The following is a 20,798-nucleotide window of genomic DNA, read 5'->3' as shown; positions in this document are numbered from 1 at the left end:
ATGTTGTTGGTGGTACTTCAATTATACATCATTCTTCAGTGGGTGTCTTTATTTTGTGCAATATTTGGGATTTACTCATTTATAGCGGCAAACATATTTGACAGAGTATCCGGAATCTCTGGATAAAACATAAACCGATGGCTATTGACTGATCCTAGTATAACCCGCGAAACATAAGGTATTTATCGTGGCTTATCCCAGTCTCTACCATCGGTTTTCTTAATGTAAGCTAACCTGTGAAAAGCAGCATATTGGAAGTGATTAGAAGCCGCAAAACAGGCAATTTATCCGGAAGTGAAATTTATCAAATAATGGTTATATGATAATTCGTCTCCTATGAATGAAGGGCAGATGTCTGGTATTGCCGGATACTGCCCTTTCCCATTATATTTAAAAATGAGGAGGAGGTACTGTGGGACCACAGGAAATGCTTGACCGGGCAGAAGTAGAGGATAAGTGGATGCTGACACCGATGAAAAATTTTAAATCGCCCAGATTAACCGCCCGTATATGGAGAACACCTCTGGCAGTAATGATTACTGCGCTTATTTATAAACACCTGCTGGATGGACGAAATCCATGTTTTGCGCTGATAGGAGCTGCATATGGGGTAGGAAGTCAGTTCGAAGAGGGCTTTCATAATGGAATCAATCGTTTTATCGGTACATTTGTAGGCGGATTTCTCGTTATACCATTTCACTGGCTGTATGTTCATCAGCCGTTTGCCATACCAAACTGGATATGGCTTGTAGCGGGTCTGTGTCTTGTATTATGGTGCAGTCTTGCTCTGGGAGCTGATTGCGCTGCTTTTGACAATGCTTATACCATCCTGTTATGACAGAGAAAAAGGATTGACTTTCCGGACATTCTGGTTGGAAACGAAGTATGCGTTTCAGACATATTTGTATAACAATCGCAAAAACCGGCAGAAGGAACAGGAGAATTTTGGTATGAAAAATGTGGAGGAAGCGGGCGATGGACCGATTTATCCGGCAAAAAAGAATGAGAGAATTTCGGAAGAAGATCCGTGGTAATGAAGAGTAGAGGTGGATGAAAAACAGTATGCAGAAAGAATGGAAGTGTAATGAGCAAGAAAAGATTTAAGAGCTATTGGTCTGAAACGGGCACGTATGAAGCAATCGTACCGTTGATTAAGATGGATTTTGACGGGCTCAAAAAAGCTATCATTGAAATGCTGTCCGGTTCATCCGTAGAAGTGGGTGTGACATCTTTCCAGAATGATACCGTAAGTTTTGTAAATAAAGATGATGTTCTTACGTATCTGATTCATCTCGGTTATCTGGGGTATGACCAGAATACTGAGACAGCATTTATTCCCAATGAAGAGATTCGCCAGGAACTGATAAAAGCAACAAGAAGGACGCAATGGAATGAATTGTTTGATCATGCATCTATTGAAGCTTATACCGGTACGATATTACTGGTTGGTGTTAATTATAATAAAAGCAGTAAGGAACATCAGTGTGAGATTGAAAAGTATGAAAAATTAATGTGACAGAGTAAATGAGGGGACAGGTCACGCGACTCGAGGAATTTCGAGTTGCGTAACCTGTCCCTTCTTTACTATTAGTAGTCCGGACTGTTGTATTCCGATGGAAATGCTGCGCTGACGGTTGTCTGCTTCAGTGGCTCGCTGGATATGGATAATCCATAGGAATCCCCGTAAATAAGTTTCAGACGCAGATGAATATTCAGAAGTCCGATATGTGTGTGCACAGTATTTGCAAGTGATTTACAATCTGTCTGTTCCAGCATCTGAAGCAGGTGTTCGAGTTTTTCGGAGGTGATTCCAACCCCGTTATCCGTACATTCCACATAAAGAAGCTTCTGCGGGGTCAGGCTTACGGAGAGAGTAAGAACCCCCTTTCCGGGCATGGGTTCCAGACCGTGCAGAATCGAATTTTCTACCAGAGGCTGCAGAAGAAAACGGGGCATGGTATATTCCATTACACACGGATCTACCTGAAGATGAATTTCGAAACGTCCGGGGAAACGGATTTCGATAATTCTAAGGTAATTTTTTATACAGGTAAGCTCATCCTTGATCAGCACCATATCTTCACCCTTTACGTTGTAGCGCATGATAAAAGAGAGTGCCGAAATAGCAGTCCGTATTTCTTCGTTTTTGTTCAGATAAGTCAATCCCCTGATCGTGCTCAATGTATTATAAAGAAAATGCGGATTGATCTGACTTTGCAGGGCTTCCAGCTGTGCCCGGTTGTTTGCAAGCTCCGCTTCGTAAAGCCGTGCCTGGTTCTGCAGTACAGAATGGCTCATCTGGTTGATTTGATCGAGCATATGATTGATGTTCTGCGCCAGTGTCTGCATTTCCTGAGGACTGCTGATTTCCAGCTGATGATGCAGTGTATAATAAGGATCCTTCTGCATAAATTGAAAAATCGTGGACAATGGCTGGGTAATGTTTTTTCTGATATGTGTGATCAGAATTAAAAATGCCATGAGCAGAACAAAGATAAATAAAAACGCGAAAGCGTTAAAAAGTGTCAGATCTTTTGAAATTGTGGAGTATGGTATGATACTGGCTATTTTCCATCCGGTTATCGGTATGGCAGGAACCTGATCCATCAGATAAGAGGTACCATTTACTTTGCAGGAAAAGGAAGTCCGGATATCTTTCAGAATCTGAATAAATTTTTCGTCCAGATCACTATCTGACGGGAGACTGTTTACCAGAATCTGATTATTACCATCCAGAATCATAATCCGGGAATCAGGAGCTGTGGACCGGTTGGCGCAGATTTCCGCGAGAGGTTCTGCAGTACAGAGAATGAGGCAGAACCCGAGTCTGTTTTCATCGGTGGCAGGTTTTCCCTGATCATATACAGAAGTCATAAGAGAATAATAATGTTCGTTAGAATCAGGCAGATGCAGTTCTCCGGAAAATTCATTCGTATATGCTGTCGGGGAGTATATTCCATACAGATGATTCAAGCGGTTGACAAGGGAGTAGTCGTAACCGTTAAAGCTGTATACGTTCTGCTGTGTATCCAGAAGCAGTATATTTACAATACTGGAATTGCTTTTTACCATTTCGGTCGTCAGCCTGTTAAGAGATTGCTTATAAGAAAATTTTGCATTATTCTGGTTCTCTTTCAGGAGATAAAGTGCATCCGGAGATGCAGCAACCGTATTCAGCATCAGGCGCGCAGATGCCGCAATTGTTTGTGTGCTCTGCGAGATATGGTCAAGAACATTTTGTGTATATTCAGATTCTTTGTTCCGCAGAGAGCGAAAGGAAACTGTATAAAACAGCAAAGCACTTGCCAGTGTGACCAGTATGGTAATGGAAAAAAGCAGGTAGATCTGCCGGACAAGAGAATGTTTTCTGGAAATTTTCATAGTAGTATCCTGTCTGTATAATTTATAAAGTTGCTGTGTCGTTTTTCATTATATGGATATGGGTATTCTGTCAGTACCTTTATGGCTGGCTGCGGGTAGCAGCCCGGTATTGCCGCGGCGACATTCCGTAGGCATTTTTAAAAGAACTGCAGAAATAGCGATAATCGTGAAACCCCACACATTCTGAAATCAGAGTGATATTGGTTTCTGTATCGGTGAGAAGTCGGCAGGCATGAACCAGACGGATTTCTGTGAGATAATCGGAAAAAGATTTTCCGGAAATTTTCTTGAAAAGCTGGCTTAAGTAAGTGTAATTAATGCTGAATTTGTCGGATAATTCCTGCAGGCTTATTTTTTCGCTGTAATGTGTATCTACGTAATGTAGGATATCTGCAAAGTATTGTGACATTTCTTTGTTGGCAGAGGAAAGTATAAAAAATCCATCCTCTTTCCTGCTGAGTCTATTGTCATATTCTTTCTGAAGGCGTTTCAATGCGGCCTGAAATCCGGAAACGGAACAGGAACTGTACATTGCGATCATAAGGTCGGAAAACTGACAGGAAGAAAAAAATATTTGGAGCCGGTCTTCCGAAATATGAGTCTCCCAGAAGAGGAATACCTTTTCTGAACCCGGAAACAAAACATGGGGAGTGGGGAGAACAGAAGCGGTATGGCGAATTAATTCTCTGAAATCAGAAGACCGGATCAGCAGCAAAGTCAGGCTGTCAGGAAGTGGCCGGCTGTGAAAAATATCTGACAGATATGCATCGCACAAAGACGCATCAGAGATCAGAGAAGCTGTATATTTTGGATCAGACAGGAGATGCTGCTGGTAGATTTTCTGTGTGAGTTTTTCCATTACAGGGGTTACTTCATCCGGATCCAGAGGCTTCAGGCAGTAGTCGAGCGCATTCAGGCGCATACTTTCTCTGGCATAAGAAAAATCAGAGTAACCGGAAACGATGACAAAACAGGTGCGAACCTGGTGTTCCCTTGCTTTTGCAAGCAGTTCCAGACCAGTGATTCCGGGCATACGGATGTCCAGAAACGCAGCATCAAAGTTCAGGTTTATCAGGAAGTCCAATGCCTGCTGTGGATCTGTAGTTGTAACAATCTCAGTAAAACCATATCTTTCCCAGTCAATGGAATACCGGAGTTCTGTCAGAGAAAATTCTTCATCATCGACTAATAATACTCGCATTTCACAATTTTACCTTTCTAAAAAAATTCCGTATATGTACAGAACAATCTATTTATATATTAGCAATTTTTGAAAATTTTAGCAATCTGAAGATAAATAGTTCTGAAATTATTGAACATTTATTTGAGAAAATATCCCCTTTTTTTGTAAAACACAGTCACATATAATAAAATTGACATAGGAAAGGGGAGAAGATGAATGAAAGAGAAAAGAAAGAAAAGGCAATGGTTCTGCAAAAAAGATATTCCTCTTTATCTGATGGCTTTACCAACGGTGATCTGGCTGATTATGTTCTGTTATCTTCCGATGGGTGGTCTGATACTTTCCTTCAAGAAATATAACGTTCAAAAAGGAATATGGGGCTCGGAATTCGTGGGGCTGAAGAATTTTGAGTACCTGTTTACAACATCGGATGCCTGGAGAATCACCAGAAATACGATTTTGTATAATGTAGTGTTTATCGCATTGAATCTTGTTTTATCTGTGGCACTGGCATTGCTGCTGAATGAACTGAGAGTAAAGTTTATGGCAAAAACACTGCAGACAGTATTTATTATGCCGTACTTTTTGTCCTGGGCAGTGGTAGCGATTCTGGTGATGGCATTTCTGGATCGTGATAATGGATTTGTGAATCAGATATTACAGATGATTGGAAACAAGGGGTTGATTGACTGGTACAAAAGAACGGAAATCTGGCCGCCGCTTCTGATATTTATTAATGCCTGGAAGAGTGTGGGATATCAGACGGTTTTATTCCTGGCAACAATTTCAGGAATTTCCAATGATTATTATGAAGCAGCTGTTCTGGACGGTGCTTCCAGACTGCAGCAGGCAAGATACATTACAATTCCGCATTTGAGATTTGTTGCGGCAATTACACTGATTATGTCTATCGGTAATATTTTCCGCGGTGACTTCGGTTTGTTTTATACAGTTACCAAGAACAGCGGTGCGCTTTATCCGGTGACCGATGTGATCGACACCTATATTTACCGGGGGCTGATGGATGTGGGAAATGTAGGCATGTCTGCGGCAGCAGGATTTTATCAGTCGGTAGTAGGTTTTGCTGCAGTAATTGCAGCCAATAAGATTGTCTCCAAAATTGATCCCGACAGCGCAATGTTCTAGGAGAAGGGAAGGCTGAAAATGAAAGGCGAGAAAAAGAGAAAAGAAAAAGTGATGAATCGCGTCAGCGCAAAATGGAATATAATTTTCAGTATTTTGCTGATCTTTTGTGCAATGATGGTCATTCTGCCGATGGCATTAATGGTGGTTGTATCTTTTTCAAGTTCTGAGAGCATAAAAAAAGCGGGGTATACTTTCTTGCCGCAGGAATGGTCGCTGGAAGGCTATCGTTATCTGTTGGAGATGGGGGATCAGATTTTAAGGTCTTATCGAATTACGATTATTTATTCTGTAGTCGGAACCGTGCTGGGGCTTCTGATCATGATGATGTTTGCATATGTCATTTCCCAGAGAAATTTTCGATACAGCAGGTTTCTTACGTGGATGCTGTTTTTTACAATGCTGTTTTCCGGAGGTCTGGTTCCTTCGTATATTCTGAATGTTCGTTACTATCATCTGAAGGATACCGTATGGATTCTTATTCTTCCGGGATTGGTAAGCGCGTATATGGTGATTATTCTGCGTACCTTTATTCGAACAGCGATTCCGGATGGGCTGTTTGATGCGGCAAAGATTGACGGTGCCGGGCATTTTACGATTTTTTTCAAAATTGTTGTCCCGCTGTCAAAGGCGGGAATTGCAACGGTTGCACTGTTTACGTTTATTGCAAAATGGAATGACTGGTTTATTGGTATGCTTTATGTGGATAATCCAAACCTGGTTCCGCTGCAGACACTTTTAACCAAACTGCAGAGTTCTATTGATTTTCTGAAGCAGAATACCCAGGCTGCATCCGGACCGGATGGACTCCGGCTTTTAAAGTCGCTGCCAAGTACAAACCTGCGTATGGCATGTACGGTGATAGCAGTGGTGCCGGTTCTGTTTGCATATCCTTTTTTCCAGAGATATTTTGTAAATGGTATGACGGTAGGAAGTATTAAAGAATAAATAAAGACGATGAAATGATTGTCAGAGTATGAAAAAGGATCATGTTCTATGGTGGGTGAAGATCATAGGTTGTGATAAAAAAAATAATTACAAGGAGGAATGTTACATGAAAAAGAAATGGGCAAAGAAACTGTTATCCATGCTTTGCGCTGCATCACTTGCTGCTGCTCCATGCATGACTGTTCTGGCAGAAGAGGAAACCGCTGAGACAACAGCGGCAGAGGATCTGGAGTATGTGGAACTGGAGTGGTATCTGGAACTGAGTCCTGTCAGACCGGATTTTGACATGGTTATGGAAAAGGTCAATGAGTACCTGAAGGAAAAACTGAATATGAACGTGAATGTTCATTTGCTGACAAATGCAGAGTATAAAGATAAGGTTCCGAATATGTTAAGAGCCGGTGAGGACTGCGGAATTGTCAGAGTAAGCGGTGGTGCTCTTCCTTATGCTGTGAATGCAAGACAGGGTGCTTTTTATCCTATGAATGAACTGCTGGAAAAATACGGAACCGGCAGCAAGGGTCTGTTCAGTGAAGATGTATGGAACTCATTGGAAGTGGATGGAAATATTTACTGTGTTCCGAATTTAAAGGATAACTGTTATATCATGGGCTACATCTATAATGAAGATCTGGCAAATGAACTGGGAATCGATATGGAAAATATCGGTGCCAAAAACGGACGCGATCTGGAGGAAACGCTTTTAAAGGCCATGGAAATCCGCAATGAAAAACATCCGGAATGGGAAGGTGAACCTCTGGTTTCCGATATGGCATCTGTTGTATTTCCTTACTTTTTCCAGGTGGAACAGATGGACAGCTTAAGATATGCTGTTTGTAATATTCCGGATGTAGATGCAATTGGAGGATATGATCCGGATACGGTTTATAACCTTTATGCAACAGATGAATTCCGTGAGTTCTGTTTAAGCCAGCAGCGTCTGTCGGAAGCAGGTGTGTATGCTTATGATTATACAGAAATTGCTTCAACGGTAATGTCCGAGTCGTCTACTCTGGTAAATCTGGCATGGGGATATACCTGGATTGATGAACATCTTTTCAGCAATGAGTTCAGCAGCAAGCTGGTTCCTTTTGAAAATATCTGGACGGATTCCGGAAACTTTACATCCTCTGCACTGGCAATTTCTGCAAACTGTGCAAATCCGGAGCGCGCTATGATGCTGATCGAACTGGTAAATACCGATCCGTATCTGGCAACCCTGTTTCGTTTTGGTATTGAAGGGGAACACTATACAATTGGAGAAGATGGTAAAATGAATCTGGAAGGTACACGAAATGAAGATCCTTCCAATCCGGGATGGCTGTACTGGTACGGCGATAACTGGGGCAATCTGACCATCACGAATGCACCGGAATCCTATGGCGGTCCGGATGGCATCGTGTTTAAGAAGATGCTGGAATACAACAACAGTGCGAAATTGTCTGCTCATATGGGATTTACCTTTGATCCGTCCAGTGTAGAAAATGAAATCACTGCCTGTGCCAATGTTCTGGACGAATACAATGACCTGATTCTCGGACATTATGAGTCAGCAGATGAAGTGAATGCAGCATTTGATGAGATGAACGAGAAACTTACAGCAAGCGGTGTTGACAAGATTATCGCAGAAGCACAGTCTCAGATCGATGCATGGAATGCTGAGCAGGGAAAATAATTTAAATAAAAATGCCCGGGATGTAAATATTCCAGCAATGTGATGAATGAGTAAAAGAGTATCCTGATTCATTCCGAGAAAAAATCGAGTGAATGAATCAGGATATTTTTGTATATGCGCCCGGCGGCGTATGTTTCTCATAAAATAAAAGGAGGAGTGCAGGATGAAAGTTTTACCATATATTGCCCAGAACGGGGTGCATCATAAAGTCATGGGAGGAAAGGGAACACATAATGCCATGTGGGATTTTGCCATTTCTCCGGAGGGAAAAATTTATTTCAGTCTCTGTTCAGAGCTGATTGAGAGCAGTTATGCAAGGTTTTATGAATACATTCCGGAAACAGAGGAATGTAAACTGCTTTTTAAGGTGGAGGATGTGATTCTGCCGGCTTACCGTACCATTCGCCACAGCAAGATTCATACATCGATCAGTTTCCTGCCAAACGGACATATTCTTATGTCCACTCATACGACAGACAAATCTCCGGTGCATCCCTGTTGGCTTCCGGAAGGATATTATGCGCATCCGTGGGAAGGTTTTTCCGGTTCTCATCTGATTGATTATGATCCGGAGACGGGAGAAGCTCATACGTTGGGAATCCCTGTGCCTTTTGAGTCGATTTATGGCGGTGTTTACGTAGAAAAAACCAATCGTTTTTATTTTACCGGCTATATCCGGGGACATCTGTACAGCTACGATCTTTCGGATAAACAGGTAAAGGATTACGGTCAGGTTACAGAATACGGATGTTTCCGGCTTCACAAAGGAACGGATGGAAAGCTGTACTGGTCCACCCGATCCGGATATCTTGCACGTTTAAATGTGGACACAGATGAAATCGAGCAGCTGTCTGCCAGATTTACCCCTGCAAAAGGGAATTCTTTTTCAAATAAAATCATGCGTCTGGATTATGCTGTAAACCTGCCGGACGGACGAATGATCATGGCTGCTGTGCTGACAGATGGTCTGTATATATTTGATCCAAAAACAGAGGAACTGGTGAATATGGGCAGCTATGGTGAGGAAGCTCTTCCGGAAGATCCCACCAGAGTAAGAGCGGCTGTTTACGGTCCTGCGCTGGACTTTGAAAACGTGCTCTGGTATGTACTGGAAAGCAGTTATGAAGAAGGAAGTACCAGCGGTACTTTGGTTCGCTGGGATATTCTGCATGATGGAAAACCGGAGGTTCTTGGAACCATGGGAACTCCGGGAACGCGTATTGTAGCAGGTGTCAGCGAAGCGTATATTTATCATGATGTTTATTATGTGGCAGATACCAATCATGCAACAGATCTGCCGGCTGTTTTTACGATCGATCTGAAAGAATTCCGTCCGCACAGGAATGAACATTCGGTGATGCCGGAAGATCCGTACACAACCATGGGAACAGAACAGTACCGGGAAATGGCAGAAATGACAAAAGATTACGGCAGATTTCTTGATGAAAATCCGTTTCATGTAAGATGTGATCACTGGAATGCATGGAAATTATGGCTTCATATAAAGCCGGAACAATCTCCGGTGATGCGTGTGGTGCTGGATGAAGACGGTGATATTCTGGGATTGTGCAGCGGAGAGGGAAAGGAGCATTTTTTCCGCATTCACGGAGATGATGTGTGTGTAAAAACGAGGGGAGAAATGTCGGAATCGGAATGTATCGCTCTTGAGGAAAAACAGACTCCGCTGACAGGGAAAAAAATAGAGGCACTGGCGGTTCCGGGAAGGCAGTACAAGGCTATTGTTACAGCAGAGGTGTCTTTGGGAGACGGAAGAAGTTTTGTGGGAACACAGGATGGTGTTGTGGGGATTGTCCGGGAAGACGGAAGTATCTATCGTCTGGGACGTGCCTGCATTAACGGACCTGTACGGGGACTGGCCGGGGACTGTGACGGCAAAGTGGTTTATGGTGTTGGCGGGGATGAAAACGATTTGGGTATTGTTTTCCGCTATACGGAGAAAGCCGGTCTGGAAGAACTGGGTGCACTGCGGCTGGATGCAGAGTATGATCCCGGCATCCATATGAGCAGTCGGCCATGCTGTCTGGATGTGAGCAGGGACGGAAAAAAAGTAGTAATTGGAGCCAGGGATCGTATGGGTACTGTTTATGAATTAAATTTCTGATGCAGAAGGAGAACAAGATGAATCTTTTGAAAAAAGGAACATTTACCGTGGGATGTAATTACTGGGCTTCTCATGCCGGAACAAATATGTGGCGGGAGTGGAGGCCGGATATTGTTAAGGAAGACATGAAAAGACTGGCGGAGTATGGGGTACGGACTCTGCGGGTATTTCCTCTCTGGCCGGATTTTCAGCCTGTCAGAGCAATGTATGGACAGGCCGGGGTTTTAAGGGAATATCGAATGGGAGAAGAGCCTCTGCCGGATACCTGGGAAGGTCAGTGTGGTGTTTCTATAGAGGCACTGGAAAAATTCGAGGAATTCTGCAGACTTGCAGAGCAATATGGAATTACGCTGATCGTGGGGCTGATCACGGGATGGATGAGCGGACGGCTTTATGTACCGGAAGCACTTCAGGGAAAGAATATCATTAGGGATCCGGCGGCAATTATGTGGCAGGTTCGCTATGTACGGTGCTTCGTGAGACATTTCCGGGATAGTAAGGCTATAGAAGCCTGGGATCTGGGAAATGAATGCAATTGTCTGGCTCCTTTTGAGGAACCGGAGGAATTATATGCATGGGCTTCGGCGATCGCGGGAGCGATTCGTATGGAGGACGGCAGACGACCGATTATTTCAGGTATGCATGGACTGCTTCCGGAGGGAAAATGGAATATCCGGCAGCAGGCAGAACTGACGGATGTTCTTACGACACATCCCTATCCGTTATTTACTCCGTGGTGTGATGCCGCACCCATTAACACGATCCGGACAGAACTTCATGGTACGGCGGAAACACTGCTTTACCGCGGGATCGGAAGAAAACCATGTTTTGTAGAGGAAGCCGGGACACTTGGAAATATGCTGGGCGATGAAGAAACGGCAGCGGCTTTTGTCCGTACCTGCCTCTATTCTCTCTGGGCACATGACTGCCGGGGCTATTTGTGGTGGTGTGCCAATGAACAGAGTCACCTGATGCATGCACCGTATGACTGGTGCGCTGTTGAGCGGGAACTCGGGCTGTTCCATGAGGATCAGAGTCCAAAAACTGTGGTAAAGGAATTGAAAGAATTTACTGATTTTCTGGAAAAATTTCCGATGGAAGTACTCCCGGAACGTGTGGTGGATGGCGTATGTATCCTGACTCACGGGCAGGATGCATGGGCAAATGCGTATATGAGTTTTATTCTGGCGAAACAGGCGGGAATGGATCTGGAATTCATTTATGCGGAACAGAAACTTCCGGAGAGCAAGTGTTATTTTATGCCGGGAATCTGCGGAGATTCTGCTATTACAAAAGGGCATTTTCTGGAACTTATGAAGAAAGTGGAAGACGGAGCCTGCCTGTATCTTTCTCTTGATGACGGACTGATCAGCGGTATTGAAAGATTCTGCCATGTACATTCCAGAGGACGCATGAAGTCTGCGGCGGAAAAAATGGTCAGACTGGAAGAAGAAAAGGAAGACCTTCCGATATTCTTCTCCTATCAGATGTATCTGGAACCGGAAGATGCGCAGGTTCTGGCAGCTGATGAAGATGGAATACCGGTATGTACGGTATGCAGTTATGGAAAAGGTCATGTGATCTTAATGGCCGCTCCGCTGGAAATGACACTGGCACGGCGTGATCAGAGAGTGAACGGGACACCCGGATACTATAAAATATATGAGAAAGTAAAGGAATATGCTCCAGGGGAAAAAGCTGCTTCCATCGATAAAGGGACGGGAAACAGTAATGTAGGGTTGACAGAGCATATTGTCAGTGAGCACGAAAGGATACTTGTTTTCATCAATTACGATCCGGAGCCGGCAGAAATTTCGCTGAAACTGTCAGAAGGCTGGGAAGAGGGAGAATACATCAGAGGTTCTCTGCAGCTTTCAGGAAATGATTGCTGTATCCTGAAAATCCGCCATAATCATAACGTCAATGGGAATATATGAAATAAATGGTTTTATCCCGTAATATCCGCAAAATGAAGAACGGTATCCGGAAACAGAGAAAGGTATACTGTAAATGGAGGAATGTATGCTGTATCACAATGAAGAAAAACTGTCCCGTGAGGTCTTTAAAAATCCGCCGGAATACTTTCGGGGAGCTCCTTTCTGGGCATGGAACAGTTATATGGATAATGAAAAAATCGACCGGTGTGTACAGGCTGTAAAAGAGATGGGGATGGGCGGTGCGTTTATACACAGCCGTACCGGAATGAATCATCCCTATATGAGTGAGGAATTTCTGGACCGCGTGGAATATGCACATAACAGGCTGAAAGAACATCATATGTATACGTGGCTGTATGACGAAGATCGCTGGCCGTCCGGGTTTGCCGGAGGACTGGTAACAAAAAAGCATGAAAACAGGCTGCGTTTTTTGCTGTTTTCTCCGGAGTGTCAGGATGGAAAGCCCATACCGGAGGAAGAAACAAATATGGGCGGTTCTGTTTTGCGAAGCGAAGAGAGGTCATTGCTTGCCCGTTATCAGATTCTGTTAAAAGGTGGTTATCTGAAGGATTATGCAGTAATGAAAGAGGGCGAACCTGTTAAAGAGGGATACGATGAATGGTTTGCCTACATGGAAATATCCGGGACTGACCCAGGATTTAACGATCAGAGCTATGCAAACAATCTGGACGCCAGGGCGGTACGTGCTTTTCTTGATGAGGTACATGAAAAGTATTATGAAAGATTCGGAGATGAATTTGGCACGGAGATACCGGCAATTTTTACAGATGAACCTCATTTTGCAGGAAAACACTATCTGGAATTTGCGGAGCAGAAGAAAAATATGGCAATGCCATGGGCGGATGATCTGGAAGAAGGATTTCAGGGCAGATATGGTTACAGCCTTCTTGCGCATTTGCCGGAGCTGTTCTGGGAACTTGGGGAAGATCAGTTCTCAGCAGTACGGTATGAATTTCATAATTATGTGACTGACCGGTTTGTGAATGCGTATGCAGATCAGATCGGGGCATGGTGTACAGAACACAGGATCGCGCTGGCAGGGCACATGTTTGAAGAACCGACACTTGGAAAACAGACACATGCTTCGGGAGAGGACATGCGTTCCTATCGTTCTTTTGGCATTCCGGGCATTGATATGCTTTGTGATAACCGGGAATTAAATACGGCAAAACAATGTCAGAGTGTTGTACACCAATATGGAAAAGAAGCCATGCTCAGTGAATTGTACGGAGTGACCGGATGGGATTTTGATTTTCGCAGACATAAGCTGGCGGGAGACTGGCAGGCGGCACTCGGAGTGACACTGCGGGTACATCATCTGACCTGGTCTTCCATGGAAGGCGAGGCAAAGCGGGATTATCCGGCTTCCATAGGATATCAGTCCCCCTGGTATCAGGAATACTCTCTTGTGGAGGAGCATTTTGCAAGAGTAAATACTGCCATGACAAGAGGAAAGGCGCATGTGCGTGTGGGCGTGATCCATCCGATAGAATCTTTCTGGCTGTATTGGGGGCCGATGGATCAGACAGGAAATGCCAGAAGAGAAATGGAAGCAGATTTCCGGAATCTGGCGGAATGGCTGTTATATGGGACCATTGATTTTGACTATATATCAGAAGCTTTGCTTCCGGAACTGGCCGGAGAAAAAGTGAGTGTGTGCCTGAAGAAAAACAGCCCGGCTCTGAAAGTGGGAGAAATGAATTATGAAGTGATTTTCATCCCGAATTGCAGGACATTAAGGAGCAGTACACTGGATGTTCTGGAAAAATTTGCAAAAATGGGCGGAAGGGTGATATTTGCCGGAGATGCGCCTTTCCTCGTAAATGCCAGAGCTTCGGACAGAGGTACGATGCTGGCGGAAAAGACAGAAAAGATTCCCTATACCAGACAGGCTGTGTTAAAGGCACTGGAGCCTTATCGGGATATCCGTATTCTGGAGGAAGAAGGTTATTCTTCCGAGAGCCTTATCTATCAGATGAGAGAAGAAGGAAAAGACAGATGGGTATTTATTGCGCATGCAAAAACCAGTGAGATATTGGAAGAATATGTATTTGACTGCGGAGGCTCTCAGTGGCGGCGGAAATTTATCGATTTTCCGGTGAAGCAGAACCTGACAGTCAGCATACGCGGCAGATGGAATATGACGGTATATGATACAGTAACAGGGGAAATCTATCCTGCGGAAACCGTATGGAAGGAAAATGAAACGGTGATTTATCCGACACTGTATGATCAGGATTCTCTTCTTTTACATCTGGAGGCAGGAGAGGTACAGCTGCACCCGTATCAATATCCGGAAAAAATTTCTCAGGAAAAAGGGGAGAATATCGGGAAAGAGAAAAACATCAGAAAAGAGGCGGCAGTTCCTTATGTGAATGATGTGGATTTTTCTGAACCGAATGTCAGTGTTCTGGATATTGCGGAATACCGTTTTGACCGGGGAGAATGGCATCCGGAGGAGGAAACTTTAAGAATTGATAATTTGTTTCGGGAAAAATTGGGATATCCGGTTCGAAATGGAGGTCATGCACAGCCATGGGTGAGAAAAGGAGAAGAACCTCTGGAACATCAGCTTTCCCTGCGCTATACAGTGGAATGTGAGTGTGTTCTGACAGCATGTGAACTGGCTCTGGAGTATGGCGCGGATACGGGGATTTATCTGGATGGAAAGAGGGTGCCATGTGTACCGGATGGATGGTATGTGGATCCCTGTATATATAAAATTCCGCTTCCTGTGCTTACGAAGGGGGTGCATATTCTGCAGGTGGATATCCCGTATAACAGCAGGACAAATGTGGAAAATATGATGATCCTGGGTGATTTTACAGTCAGAGTAAATGGAAAGAAACAGGTGCTGTGTGCACCTGTAAGGAGGCTTTCTTTTGGAAATCTGACAACGATGGGCTTCCCGTTTTACGGCGGTAATGTGATATACCGGATTCCTTTTGTTTCGGATGGAAGCAGGTATGTTTTGTCGGCAAATCTGTTCCGGTCTCCTTATCTTGGGGTAAAGCTGGATGGAAGGAAGCTTCCGGGAATTGCTTTTTCGCCTTATGAATGTTCACTTGGAGAGGTAGAAAAAGGGGAACATTTACTGGAAATCATTATGTATGGAAACAGAGTAAATACTTTTGGCGCACTTCATAACTGTAATCTGCAGGCAGATGACCATGGACCGGCTTCTTACCGGACAACAGGCTGCGAGTGGGCATATGAATATCAGCTGCAGCCTACCGGTATTCTGAAAACGCCGGTGCTTATAATAATGGAATAAGGAGTCAAGGGTGGGGACAGGTTATGTGGATCAAAGAATCTTGAGAAGCAGAACGTTACTGTTCGCAGGTAATATCCCGCGAGGTGTTTCCATGCATTTATGCATGGAAATCCTGAGACAGTCAACGCACGAAATTATGCTTATTGCATAAATTCTGTGCATCGCGGAGCGTGTTACTGAGAACGGAGTGAACAGTAACAGCAGAACTTGTCCCTCTGACTCTTAATTACTGTCTACTTGCGGAATGGTTTATGCTATGCTAGACTAGAACTAGAAAAGATGTCAGCTTATCGGAAGCATTAAGATTGAGGTGAGACAGTATGGGGATTTATTTGAATCCGGGGGGCAGTAAATTCTATATGAGTTGTAACGCACAGATTTATATAGATAAAAGTACGTTAATATCAAAATTGAATCCATTGGTAGAAACAGAAGATCCGTCCTATCAGATGCATTTGAATAAACATATGGTTTTACAATTGAATATGTAGAATTTCTTGGAGATTGTGTTCGTGTAAATATTGATAAATTCACAAATGATATGACCAGTCCGAACAGTAAAGATAATGTATTAACGTTGCTGATACATCTTGGATATCTGACATATGACGGAATCGAAGGAACTGTCCGGATTCCAAATAAAGAAGTCGCGAAAGAATATCTGAATGCGATTGAGGATACAGATGGACTGAGTTCAGTTGCTAAAACGATGGAAGAATCTAACGGAAATGTCTGCTTACGCAGACATCACCAATAAACCGGCAATTGTAATAGAATTGAAATGGGATAAAACAGCAGATGCGGCAATCCGGCAGATAAAAGATAAAAAATATCCGGAGATATTGCAGGATTATTCGGGAAATCTGCTTCTGGCAGGGATTAATTATGACAAGGTGTCCAAGAAGTATGATTGCGTAATAGAAAAATATGATAAATAAAAAGGAGAAGAATATCTATGGAAAGCGGATTGAAAGAAAAAATACTCGGTACAGAGCTTCTTCCCTCACAGGTGGCTCTGTTTTATCTGGGTCAGGTTGGATTTATCCTGAAATACCAGGGAAAATATCTGATGATAGACGGCTATCTTTCTGATTATGTGGACAGAAACTTCAGCTCGGATCTGGTACAGTGGAAACGGCTGTATCCGTCCCCCATCCGGTCGGAGGAACTGGATTTTCTGGATTATGTTTTCTGTACACATACCCATTGCGACCATGCGGATCCGGATACATTGAAGGCAGTAGCAGAATGTAATCAGAAGGCTGTCTTTATGGGCTGCGCATCGGTGTGCAGCGCGCTGAAGGAATATGGTATCCCTGCGGAGCGAATCTGCAAAATAAAGGCAGATGAGGAAATGCTTCTGGAAGGAAATATCCGCGTGACCGGTGTACCGGCGGCTCATGAAGAACTGCATCCCGACGGGGAAGGCGGCTATGAAGAGACAGGTATTCTGTTTGCGCTGGGAGAGAAAAAAATTTTTCATTCCGGAGACTGCTGTCCTTATGACGGGCTGGAGCAGAGGATACAGAACTGTGATGCTTTAATACTTCCAGTCAATGGAAGAGATTATTACCGCACTTATGTTAAAGATATTATTGGCTGCTTTGACAGTGTGGAGGCAATAACGATTGCAAGGAATACCAATGCCGGATTACTGATGCCGGTACACTGGGATTTGTACGAAGTCAATTCTGTGAATCCCGGAATTTTTGCAGATGCGATTCACAGACTGGCGCCTTCACTGCCCTATCATATCTTTGTGCCGGGAGAACGATATATCCTGGCATAAGAAGGATGCCCGTAGAAGTATATCCCGCAGTTGCATATTATTTTGCATTATGATAAGATGAAAATACTTACAGACATGGGTGAATGAAGCAGAGGTGACAGATATGAGTGCAGAAGAAGTCATAGACAAAGTGGTGGAAATCTGTAAGAAACATTCTGTTTCACAGGTGATTTTATTTGGTTCCAGGGCAAAAAACACTCAGATGGAACGCAGTGATATTGATATAGCAGTGTCCGGAGCAGGAGATTTTGATTCATTGTGTGAAGAGGTAGAAGATATTCCGACGTTGTATACGATAGATCTGGTTGAACTGGAAGAATGCAGAAATCAATTGTTGTTGGAGGATATCAGACAATATGGACGAAAAATTTACGAAAAGATTTGAGTCTTTTAAAAATTCACTGGATTCTCTTTCAGAAGCAAGAGAAAGAGATCTGTCAGATTCCTTCGTTCTGAGCGGAACGAGTGCTAAATTCAGTATTACATTTGATCTGTCATGGAAGGTTATGAAAGATATACTTGTTCAGCATTATGCCATTGTTGGATTTGCAGCCGGTTCTCCACGGGAAGTACTGAGAGAATCATTCAAAATGGGAATGATTTCTGATGATATATGGATGGAAATGCTGAAAGTAAGAAATCAGCTGGCTCATGATTATGATGGGATGATTGTGAAAGAATACTGTACGAGAATTGTAAATGTTTATATAGACAGGTTTTACGAATTCCGAATAAGAGCAGAAGAAATCCTTTCGTTTCATTAGAAATCCCCATAATTTTCCAGGAAAATGTTTTACTGATGGGTGAATGAAGCAGAGATGCCAAAAAGAGGTTGACTTTATGAGTTATTGTTTTGACGGAAGAGTGCGTTACAGCGAGATTGGAGAGAACGGATGCCTGACTTTGCCGGGAATTCTCAATTACTTTCAGGACTGCAGTATTTTTCATTCGGATGCAGTTCATCAGGGGGTAAATATTCTGAAAGACAGGAAAAGGCTCTGGGTTCTTTCTTCCTGGCAGGTAGTTGTTGACAGATATCCGAAGCTTGGAGAGCATATTGAGACGGCCACATGGCCATATGATTTTAAAGGGTTTATGGGGATGCGTAATTTTACCATGAAGACGGCGGAGGGCGAGATGCTTGCCTATGCCAATACATTCTGGACACATCTGGATGCAGAGACAGGACTTCCTTTGAAACTGACAGAGGAAGATACAGCAGGATATATAAAAGAAGAAAAACTGGCTATGGATTATGCACCGCGTAAAATCCGGCTTCCGGAGAATTTCAGGGAAGAAGAAAGTTTCACGGTTCAGAAACACCATCTGGATACCAATCATCATGTAAATAACTGCCAGTATATCCGCATGGCAGAGGATTATCTGCCCGAGGGATTTCTGGTACGCCAGATGAGAGCGGAATACAAAAAACAGGCAAGGCTGTGCGATGTGATCTGTCCGAAGATCCGTGAGGAAGAGGGCAGAGTAACCGTAGTTCTGGATACAGAACAGCAGGAAGCCTATGCAGTGGTGGAATTTACCGGAACAAACAAAGAATAAAGAAAATGCAGAAGAAATACCAGGCGAATGGTATAGTGAGCGCCTGCGTGGAAAAGGAGACAAAACGATGCTGGAAAAATTAAAAGAAGAAGTATACAGAGCGAACATGGAACTGCCGAAATACGGTCTGGTAACATTTACATGGGGAAATGTCAGCGGAATTGACAGGGAAAAAGGCCTCTTTGTTATCAAACCAAGCGGTGTAGACTACGACAAACTGAACCCGGAAGATATGGTAGTGGTGGATCTGGAAGGAAATAAAGTAGAGGGAGAATACAATCCGTCCTCTGACACCCCAACTCATGTGGTACTTTATAATGCATTTCCCAATATCGGTGGAATCGTTCATACACATTCCTCCTGGGCGACAAGCTGGGCACAGGCGGGACGCGCGATTCCATGCTACGGAACAACTCATGCAGATTACATTTATGGCGAAGTTCCCTGCGTGCGCAATCTGACGAGAGAAGAAATTGAGGAAGCTTACGAAAAGAATACCGGTATTCTGATTGCAGATTATTATAAAGACAAAGACTATGAAGCAGTTCCGGCTGTTCTCTGTAAAAATCACGGACCTTTTACCTGGGGAAAAGATGCTCACGAAGCAGTACATAATGCGGTTGTTCTTGAGGAAGTGGCTAAAATGGCTACCCGCTGTGAACAGATTAATCCGGATGTGAAGCCGGCGCCGCAGGAACTTCAGGATAAGCATTATTACAGAAAACATGGTGCAAACGCATATTACGGACAGATTAAGAAATAACGCAGACATATTTGTTTGCCGGTAAATGAAATATCATATGTGAATGTTTATGGAGGAACATCCGCATATGATATTTTTTTGCAAAATCACAGAAAATAATTTATAATGAGGGAAAATATCCACAACGGTTTTGCGGTGATTATTGCAGGATTCCCTGTTAATTTAAGGAGGAAAAATAATGCATTACGCGATTTCTGATATTCACGGATGTTATGATGAATTTATGGAGCTTCTGAAATTGATCCATTTTTCAGACAGGGACGAGCTTTTTGTTCTGGGAGATGTGATCGACAGAGGACCGAAGCCTGTGGAAGTTCTGCAGTTTATGTCTATGCAGCCAAATGTGATTCCTCTGGTGGGAAATCATGAATATATTGCAATGAAAGTTCTTCCGGGACTTCTTCAGGAGGTGCGTGAGGAGAACTGTGAGAAGATTCTGACGATGGATTTCCTGAAAGGGTGTCAGTTATGGTTTGAGGATGGCGGGAAGATTACAGCGGATGCTTTTCGAAGACTTTCTTTAGAAGAGCAGGAAAATTTGTTGGATTATATGCAGGATTTTTCTGTGTATGAGGAAGTGACAGTGTGCGGCAGAGATTATATTCTTGTGCATTCTCTGCCGGGTGATTACCGGAATGCACAGAAACAGGATTATGTTCTGGAAGAAATCCTGTTTTCCAGACCTGATTTCACAGGAGACTGGAAAGGTGATGTGACATATATTCTCGGACATACCCCGACTTTTAAAATCGGAGAAGAATATGCAGGGAAGATTTATGTACATGATCAGCTTGTAGATATTGACTGTGGATGTGTGGCAGGGCATAATCTGGGAGCTTATTGTCTTGAGACAGGTGAGATGTTTTATGTACCGAGGAAATGAATTTTCAAACACACTCTACAGCAAAATAAAAATTCCAATCGCTTATGTTCTGTGATATAATGTTTCAACAGATTTTTGCATTAAAAGTAACAAATGAGTGATTTATGGGAAAAAATCAT

Annotated in this window: 17 protein-coding genes and 1 pseudogene; 16 read left to right on the top strand and 2 right to left on the bottom strand. The window is 43.4% G+C overall.

Annotation, left to right across the window (positions count from 1 at the left end; all coding sequences use genetic code 11):
- The first annotated feature begins 412 nt into the window (after nt 1-412).
- From ACTNEW_RS08145 to ACTNEW_RS08135, 3 genes and pseudogenes are all read left to right on the top strand, one after another.
- Nucleotides 413-838 (top strand): hypothetical protein, encoded by a 426-nt coding sequence (locus ACTNEW_RS08145; RefSeq protein WP_441059818.1) that lies wholly within the window; start codon nt 413-415, stop codon nt 836-838.
- 34 nt (nt 839-872) lie between these two features.
- Entirely contained in the window at nt 873-1,034 is a 162-nt protein-coding gene (locus ACTNEW_RS08140; RefSeq protein ID WP_441059816.1) for a hypothetical protein, read from the top strand.
- 65 nt (nt 1,035-1,099) lie between these two features.
- A pseudogene (locus tag ACTNEW_RS08135) lies at nt 1,100-1,516 on the top strand (AAA family ATPase); the annotation flags it as partial.
- A 71-nt stretch (nt 1,517-1,587) separates the two neighbouring features.
- Here ACTNEW_RS08135 and ACTNEW_RS08130 read toward each other — a convergent pair.
- Entirely contained in the window at nt 1,588-3,381 is a 1,794-nt protein-coding gene (locus ACTNEW_RS08130; RefSeq protein WP_441059814.1) for a cache domain-containing sensor histidine kinase, read from the bottom strand.
- A gap of 79 nt (nt 3,382-3,460) precedes the next feature.
- The gene (locus ACTNEW_RS08125; RefSeq protein ID WP_441059812.1) at nt 3,461-4,582 is read right to left on the bottom strand and encodes a response regulator transcription factor; all 1,122 of its coding nucleotides are present in this window, start codon (nt 4,580-4,582) and stop codon (nt 3,461-3,463) included.
- Between the two features lie 198 nt (nt 4,583-4,780).
- Here ACTNEW_RS08125 and ACTNEW_RS08120 point away from each other — a divergent pair, with 198 nt between their 5' ends.
- The 13 genes from ACTNEW_RS08120 to ACTNEW_RS08060 all read left to right on the top strand — a co-directional run bounded on the left by ACTNEW_RS08120 (nt 4,781) and on the right by ACTNEW_RS08060 (nt 20,679).
- Nucleotides 4,781-5,710, top strand: a complete 930-nt coding sequence (locus ACTNEW_RS08120) for an ABC transporter permease (RefSeq protein ID WP_441059810.1) — start codon at nt 4,781-4,783, stop codon at nt 5,708-5,710.
- An 18-nt stretch (nt 5,711-5,728) separates the two neighbouring features.
- Nucleotides 5,729-6,655: a carbohydrate ABC transporter permease gene (locus ACTNEW_RS08115; protein ID WP_441059808.1), complete on the top strand. Its 927-nt coding sequence runs from the start codon at nt 5,729-5,731 to the stop codon at nt 6,653-6,655.
- Nucleotides 6,656-6,761: 106 nt separating this feature from the next.
- The gene (locus tag ACTNEW_RS08110) at nt 6,762-8,330 is read left to right on the top strand and encodes an ABC transporter substrate-binding protein (protein ID WP_441059806.1); all 1,569 of its coding nucleotides are present in this window, start codon (nt 6,762-6,764) and stop codon (nt 8,328-8,330) included.
- A 163-nt stretch (nt 8,331-8,493) separates the two neighbouring features.
- Nucleotides 8,494-10,452, top strand: coding sequence for a hypothetical protein (locus tag ACTNEW_RS08105; RefSeq protein WP_441059804.1), 1,959 nt, complete (start codon nt 8,494-8,496; stop codon nt 10,450-10,452).
- 17 nt (nt 10,453-10,469) lie between these two features.
- Complete coding sequence (locus ACTNEW_RS08100) at nt 10,470-12,389, top strand: glycoside hydrolase 5 family protein (RefSeq protein WP_441059802.1); 1,920 nt, start codon at nt 10,470-10,472, stop codon at nt 12,387-12,389.
- Nucleotides 12,390-12,474: 85 nt separating this feature from the next.
- Nucleotides 12,475-15,684, top strand: a complete 3,210-nt coding sequence (locus tag ACTNEW_RS08095; protein ID WP_441059800.1) for a hypothetical protein — start codon at nt 12,475-12,477, stop codon at nt 15,682-15,684.
- A 728-nt stretch (nt 15,685-16,412) separates the two neighbouring features.
- On the top strand, nt 16,413-16,622 hold the full coding sequence (locus tag ACTNEW_RS08090) for a hypothetical protein (RefSeq protein WP_441059798.1): 210 nt from the start codon (nt 16,413-16,415) through the stop codon (nt 16,620-16,622).
- A gap of 17 nt (nt 16,623-16,639) precedes the next feature.
- Nucleotides 16,640-17,473: an MBL fold metallo-hydrolase gene (locus ACTNEW_RS08085; RefSeq protein WP_441059796.1), complete on the top strand. Its 834-nt coding sequence runs from the start codon at nt 16,640-16,642 to the stop codon at nt 17,471-17,473.
- A gap of 103 nt (nt 17,474-17,576) precedes the next feature.
- Nucleotides 17,577-17,858 (top strand): nucleotidyltransferase domain-containing protein, encoded by a 282-nt coding sequence (locus ACTNEW_RS08080; protein ID WP_441059794.1) that lies wholly within the window; start codon nt 17,577-17,579, stop codon nt 17,856-17,858.
- The gene (locus ACTNEW_RS08075) at nt 17,830-18,237 is read left to right on the top strand and encodes an HI0074 family nucleotidyltransferase substrate-binding subunit (RefSeq protein ID WP_441059792.1); all 408 of its coding nucleotides are present in this window, start codon (nt 17,830-17,832) and stop codon (nt 18,235-18,237) included. Before ACTNEW_RS08080 ends, ACTNEW_RS08075 begins: the two co-directional genes overlap by 29 nt.
- A gap of 76 nt (nt 18,238-18,313) precedes the next feature.
- Nucleotides 18,314-19,033 carry an acyl-[acyl-carrier-protein] thioesterase gene (locus ACTNEW_RS08070; RefSeq protein WP_441059790.1) on the top strand — a complete coding sequence of 240 codons (720 nt, stop codon included), beginning with the start codon at nt 18,314-18,316 and terminating at the stop codon, nt 19,031-19,033.
- 67 nt (nt 19,034-19,100) lie between these two features.
- Entirely contained in the window at nt 19,101-19,796 is a 696-nt protein-coding gene (gene araD / locus ACTNEW_RS08065; protein ID WP_441059888.1) for an L-ribulose-5-phosphate 4-epimerase, read from the top strand.
- Between the two features lie 178 nt (nt 19,797-19,974).
- Complete coding sequence (locus ACTNEW_RS08060) at nt 19,975-20,679, top strand: metallophosphoesterase (RefSeq protein ID WP_441059788.1); 705 nt, start codon at nt 19,975-19,977, stop codon at nt 20,677-20,679.
- Nucleotides 20,680-20,798: the final 119 nt, after the last annotated feature.

Origin of the sequence: Blautia sp. HCP3S3_G3 (assembly GCF_052063365.1) — a bacterium.
Taxonomy (GTDB): Bacteria; Bacillota; Clostridia; order Lachnospirales; family Lachnospiraceae; genus Blautia_A.
Note: the sequence above shows the minus strand (reverse complement) of the source record. Positions and strands in the feature narration are given on the sequence as shown.

What these genes read in the sequence shown, in the direction of transcription:
- ACTNEW_RS08130 (WP_441059814.1), bottom strand. Translation starts at nt 3,381, where the DNA reads ATGAAAATTTCCAGAAAACATTCTCTTGTCCGGCAGATCTACCTGCTT.
- ACTNEW_RS08125 (WP_441059812.1), bottom strand. Translation starts at nt 4,582, where the DNA reads ATGCGAGTATTATTAGTCGATGATGAAGAATTTTCTCTGACAGAACTC.
- ACTNEW_RS08120 (WP_441059810.1), top strand. Translation starts at nt 4,781, where the DNA reads ATGAAAGAGAAAAGAAAGAAAAGGCAATGGTTCTGCAAAAAAGATATT.
- ACTNEW_RS08115 (WP_441059808.1), top strand. Translation starts at nt 5,729, where the DNA reads ATGAAAGGCGAGAAAAAGAGAAAAGAAAAAGTGATGAATCGCGTCAGC.
- ACTNEW_RS08110 (WP_441059806.1), top strand. Translation starts at nt 6,762, where the DNA reads ATGAAAAAGAAATGGGCAAAGAAACTGTTATCCATGCTTTGCGCTGCA.
- ACTNEW_RS08105 (WP_441059804.1), top strand. Translation starts at nt 8,494, where the DNA reads ATGAAAGTTTTACCATATATTGCCCAGAACGGGGTGCATCATAAAGTC.
- ACTNEW_RS08100 (WP_441059802.1), top strand. Translation starts at nt 10,470, where the DNA reads ATGAATCTTTTGAAAAAAGGAACATTTACCGTGGGATGTAATTACTGG.
- ACTNEW_RS08095 (WP_441059800.1), top strand. Translation starts at nt 12,475, where the DNA reads ATGCTGTATCACAATGAAGAAAAACTGTCCCGTGAGGTCTTTAAAAAT.
- ACTNEW_RS08090 (WP_441059798.1), top strand. Translation starts at nt 16,413, where the DNA reads ATGTCTGCTTACGCAGACATCACCAATAAACCGGCAATTGTAATAGAA.
- ACTNEW_RS08085 (WP_441059796.1), top strand. Translation starts at nt 16,640, where the DNA reads ATGGAAAGCGGATTGAAAGAAAAAATACTCGGTACAGAGCTTCTTCCC.
- ACTNEW_RS08080 (WP_441059794.1), top strand. Translation starts at nt 17,577, where the DNA reads ATGAGTGCAGAAGAAGTCATAGACAAAGTGGTGGAAATCTGTAAGAAA.
- ACTNEW_RS08075 (WP_441059792.1), top strand. Translation starts at nt 17,830, where the DNA reads ATGGACGAAAAATTTACGAAAAGATTTGAGTCTTTTAAAAATTCACTG.
- ACTNEW_RS08070 (WP_441059790.1), top strand. Translation starts at nt 18,314, where the DNA reads ATGAGTTATTGTTTTGACGGAAGAGTGCGTTACAGCGAGATTGGAGAG.
- araD (WP_441059888.1), top strand. Translation starts at nt 19,101, where the DNA reads ATGCTGGAAAAATTAAAAGAAGAAGTATACAGAGCGAACATGGAACTG.
- ACTNEW_RS08060 (WP_441059788.1), top strand. Translation starts at nt 19,975, where the DNA reads ATGCATTACGCGATTTCTGATATTCACGGATGTTATGATGAATTTATG.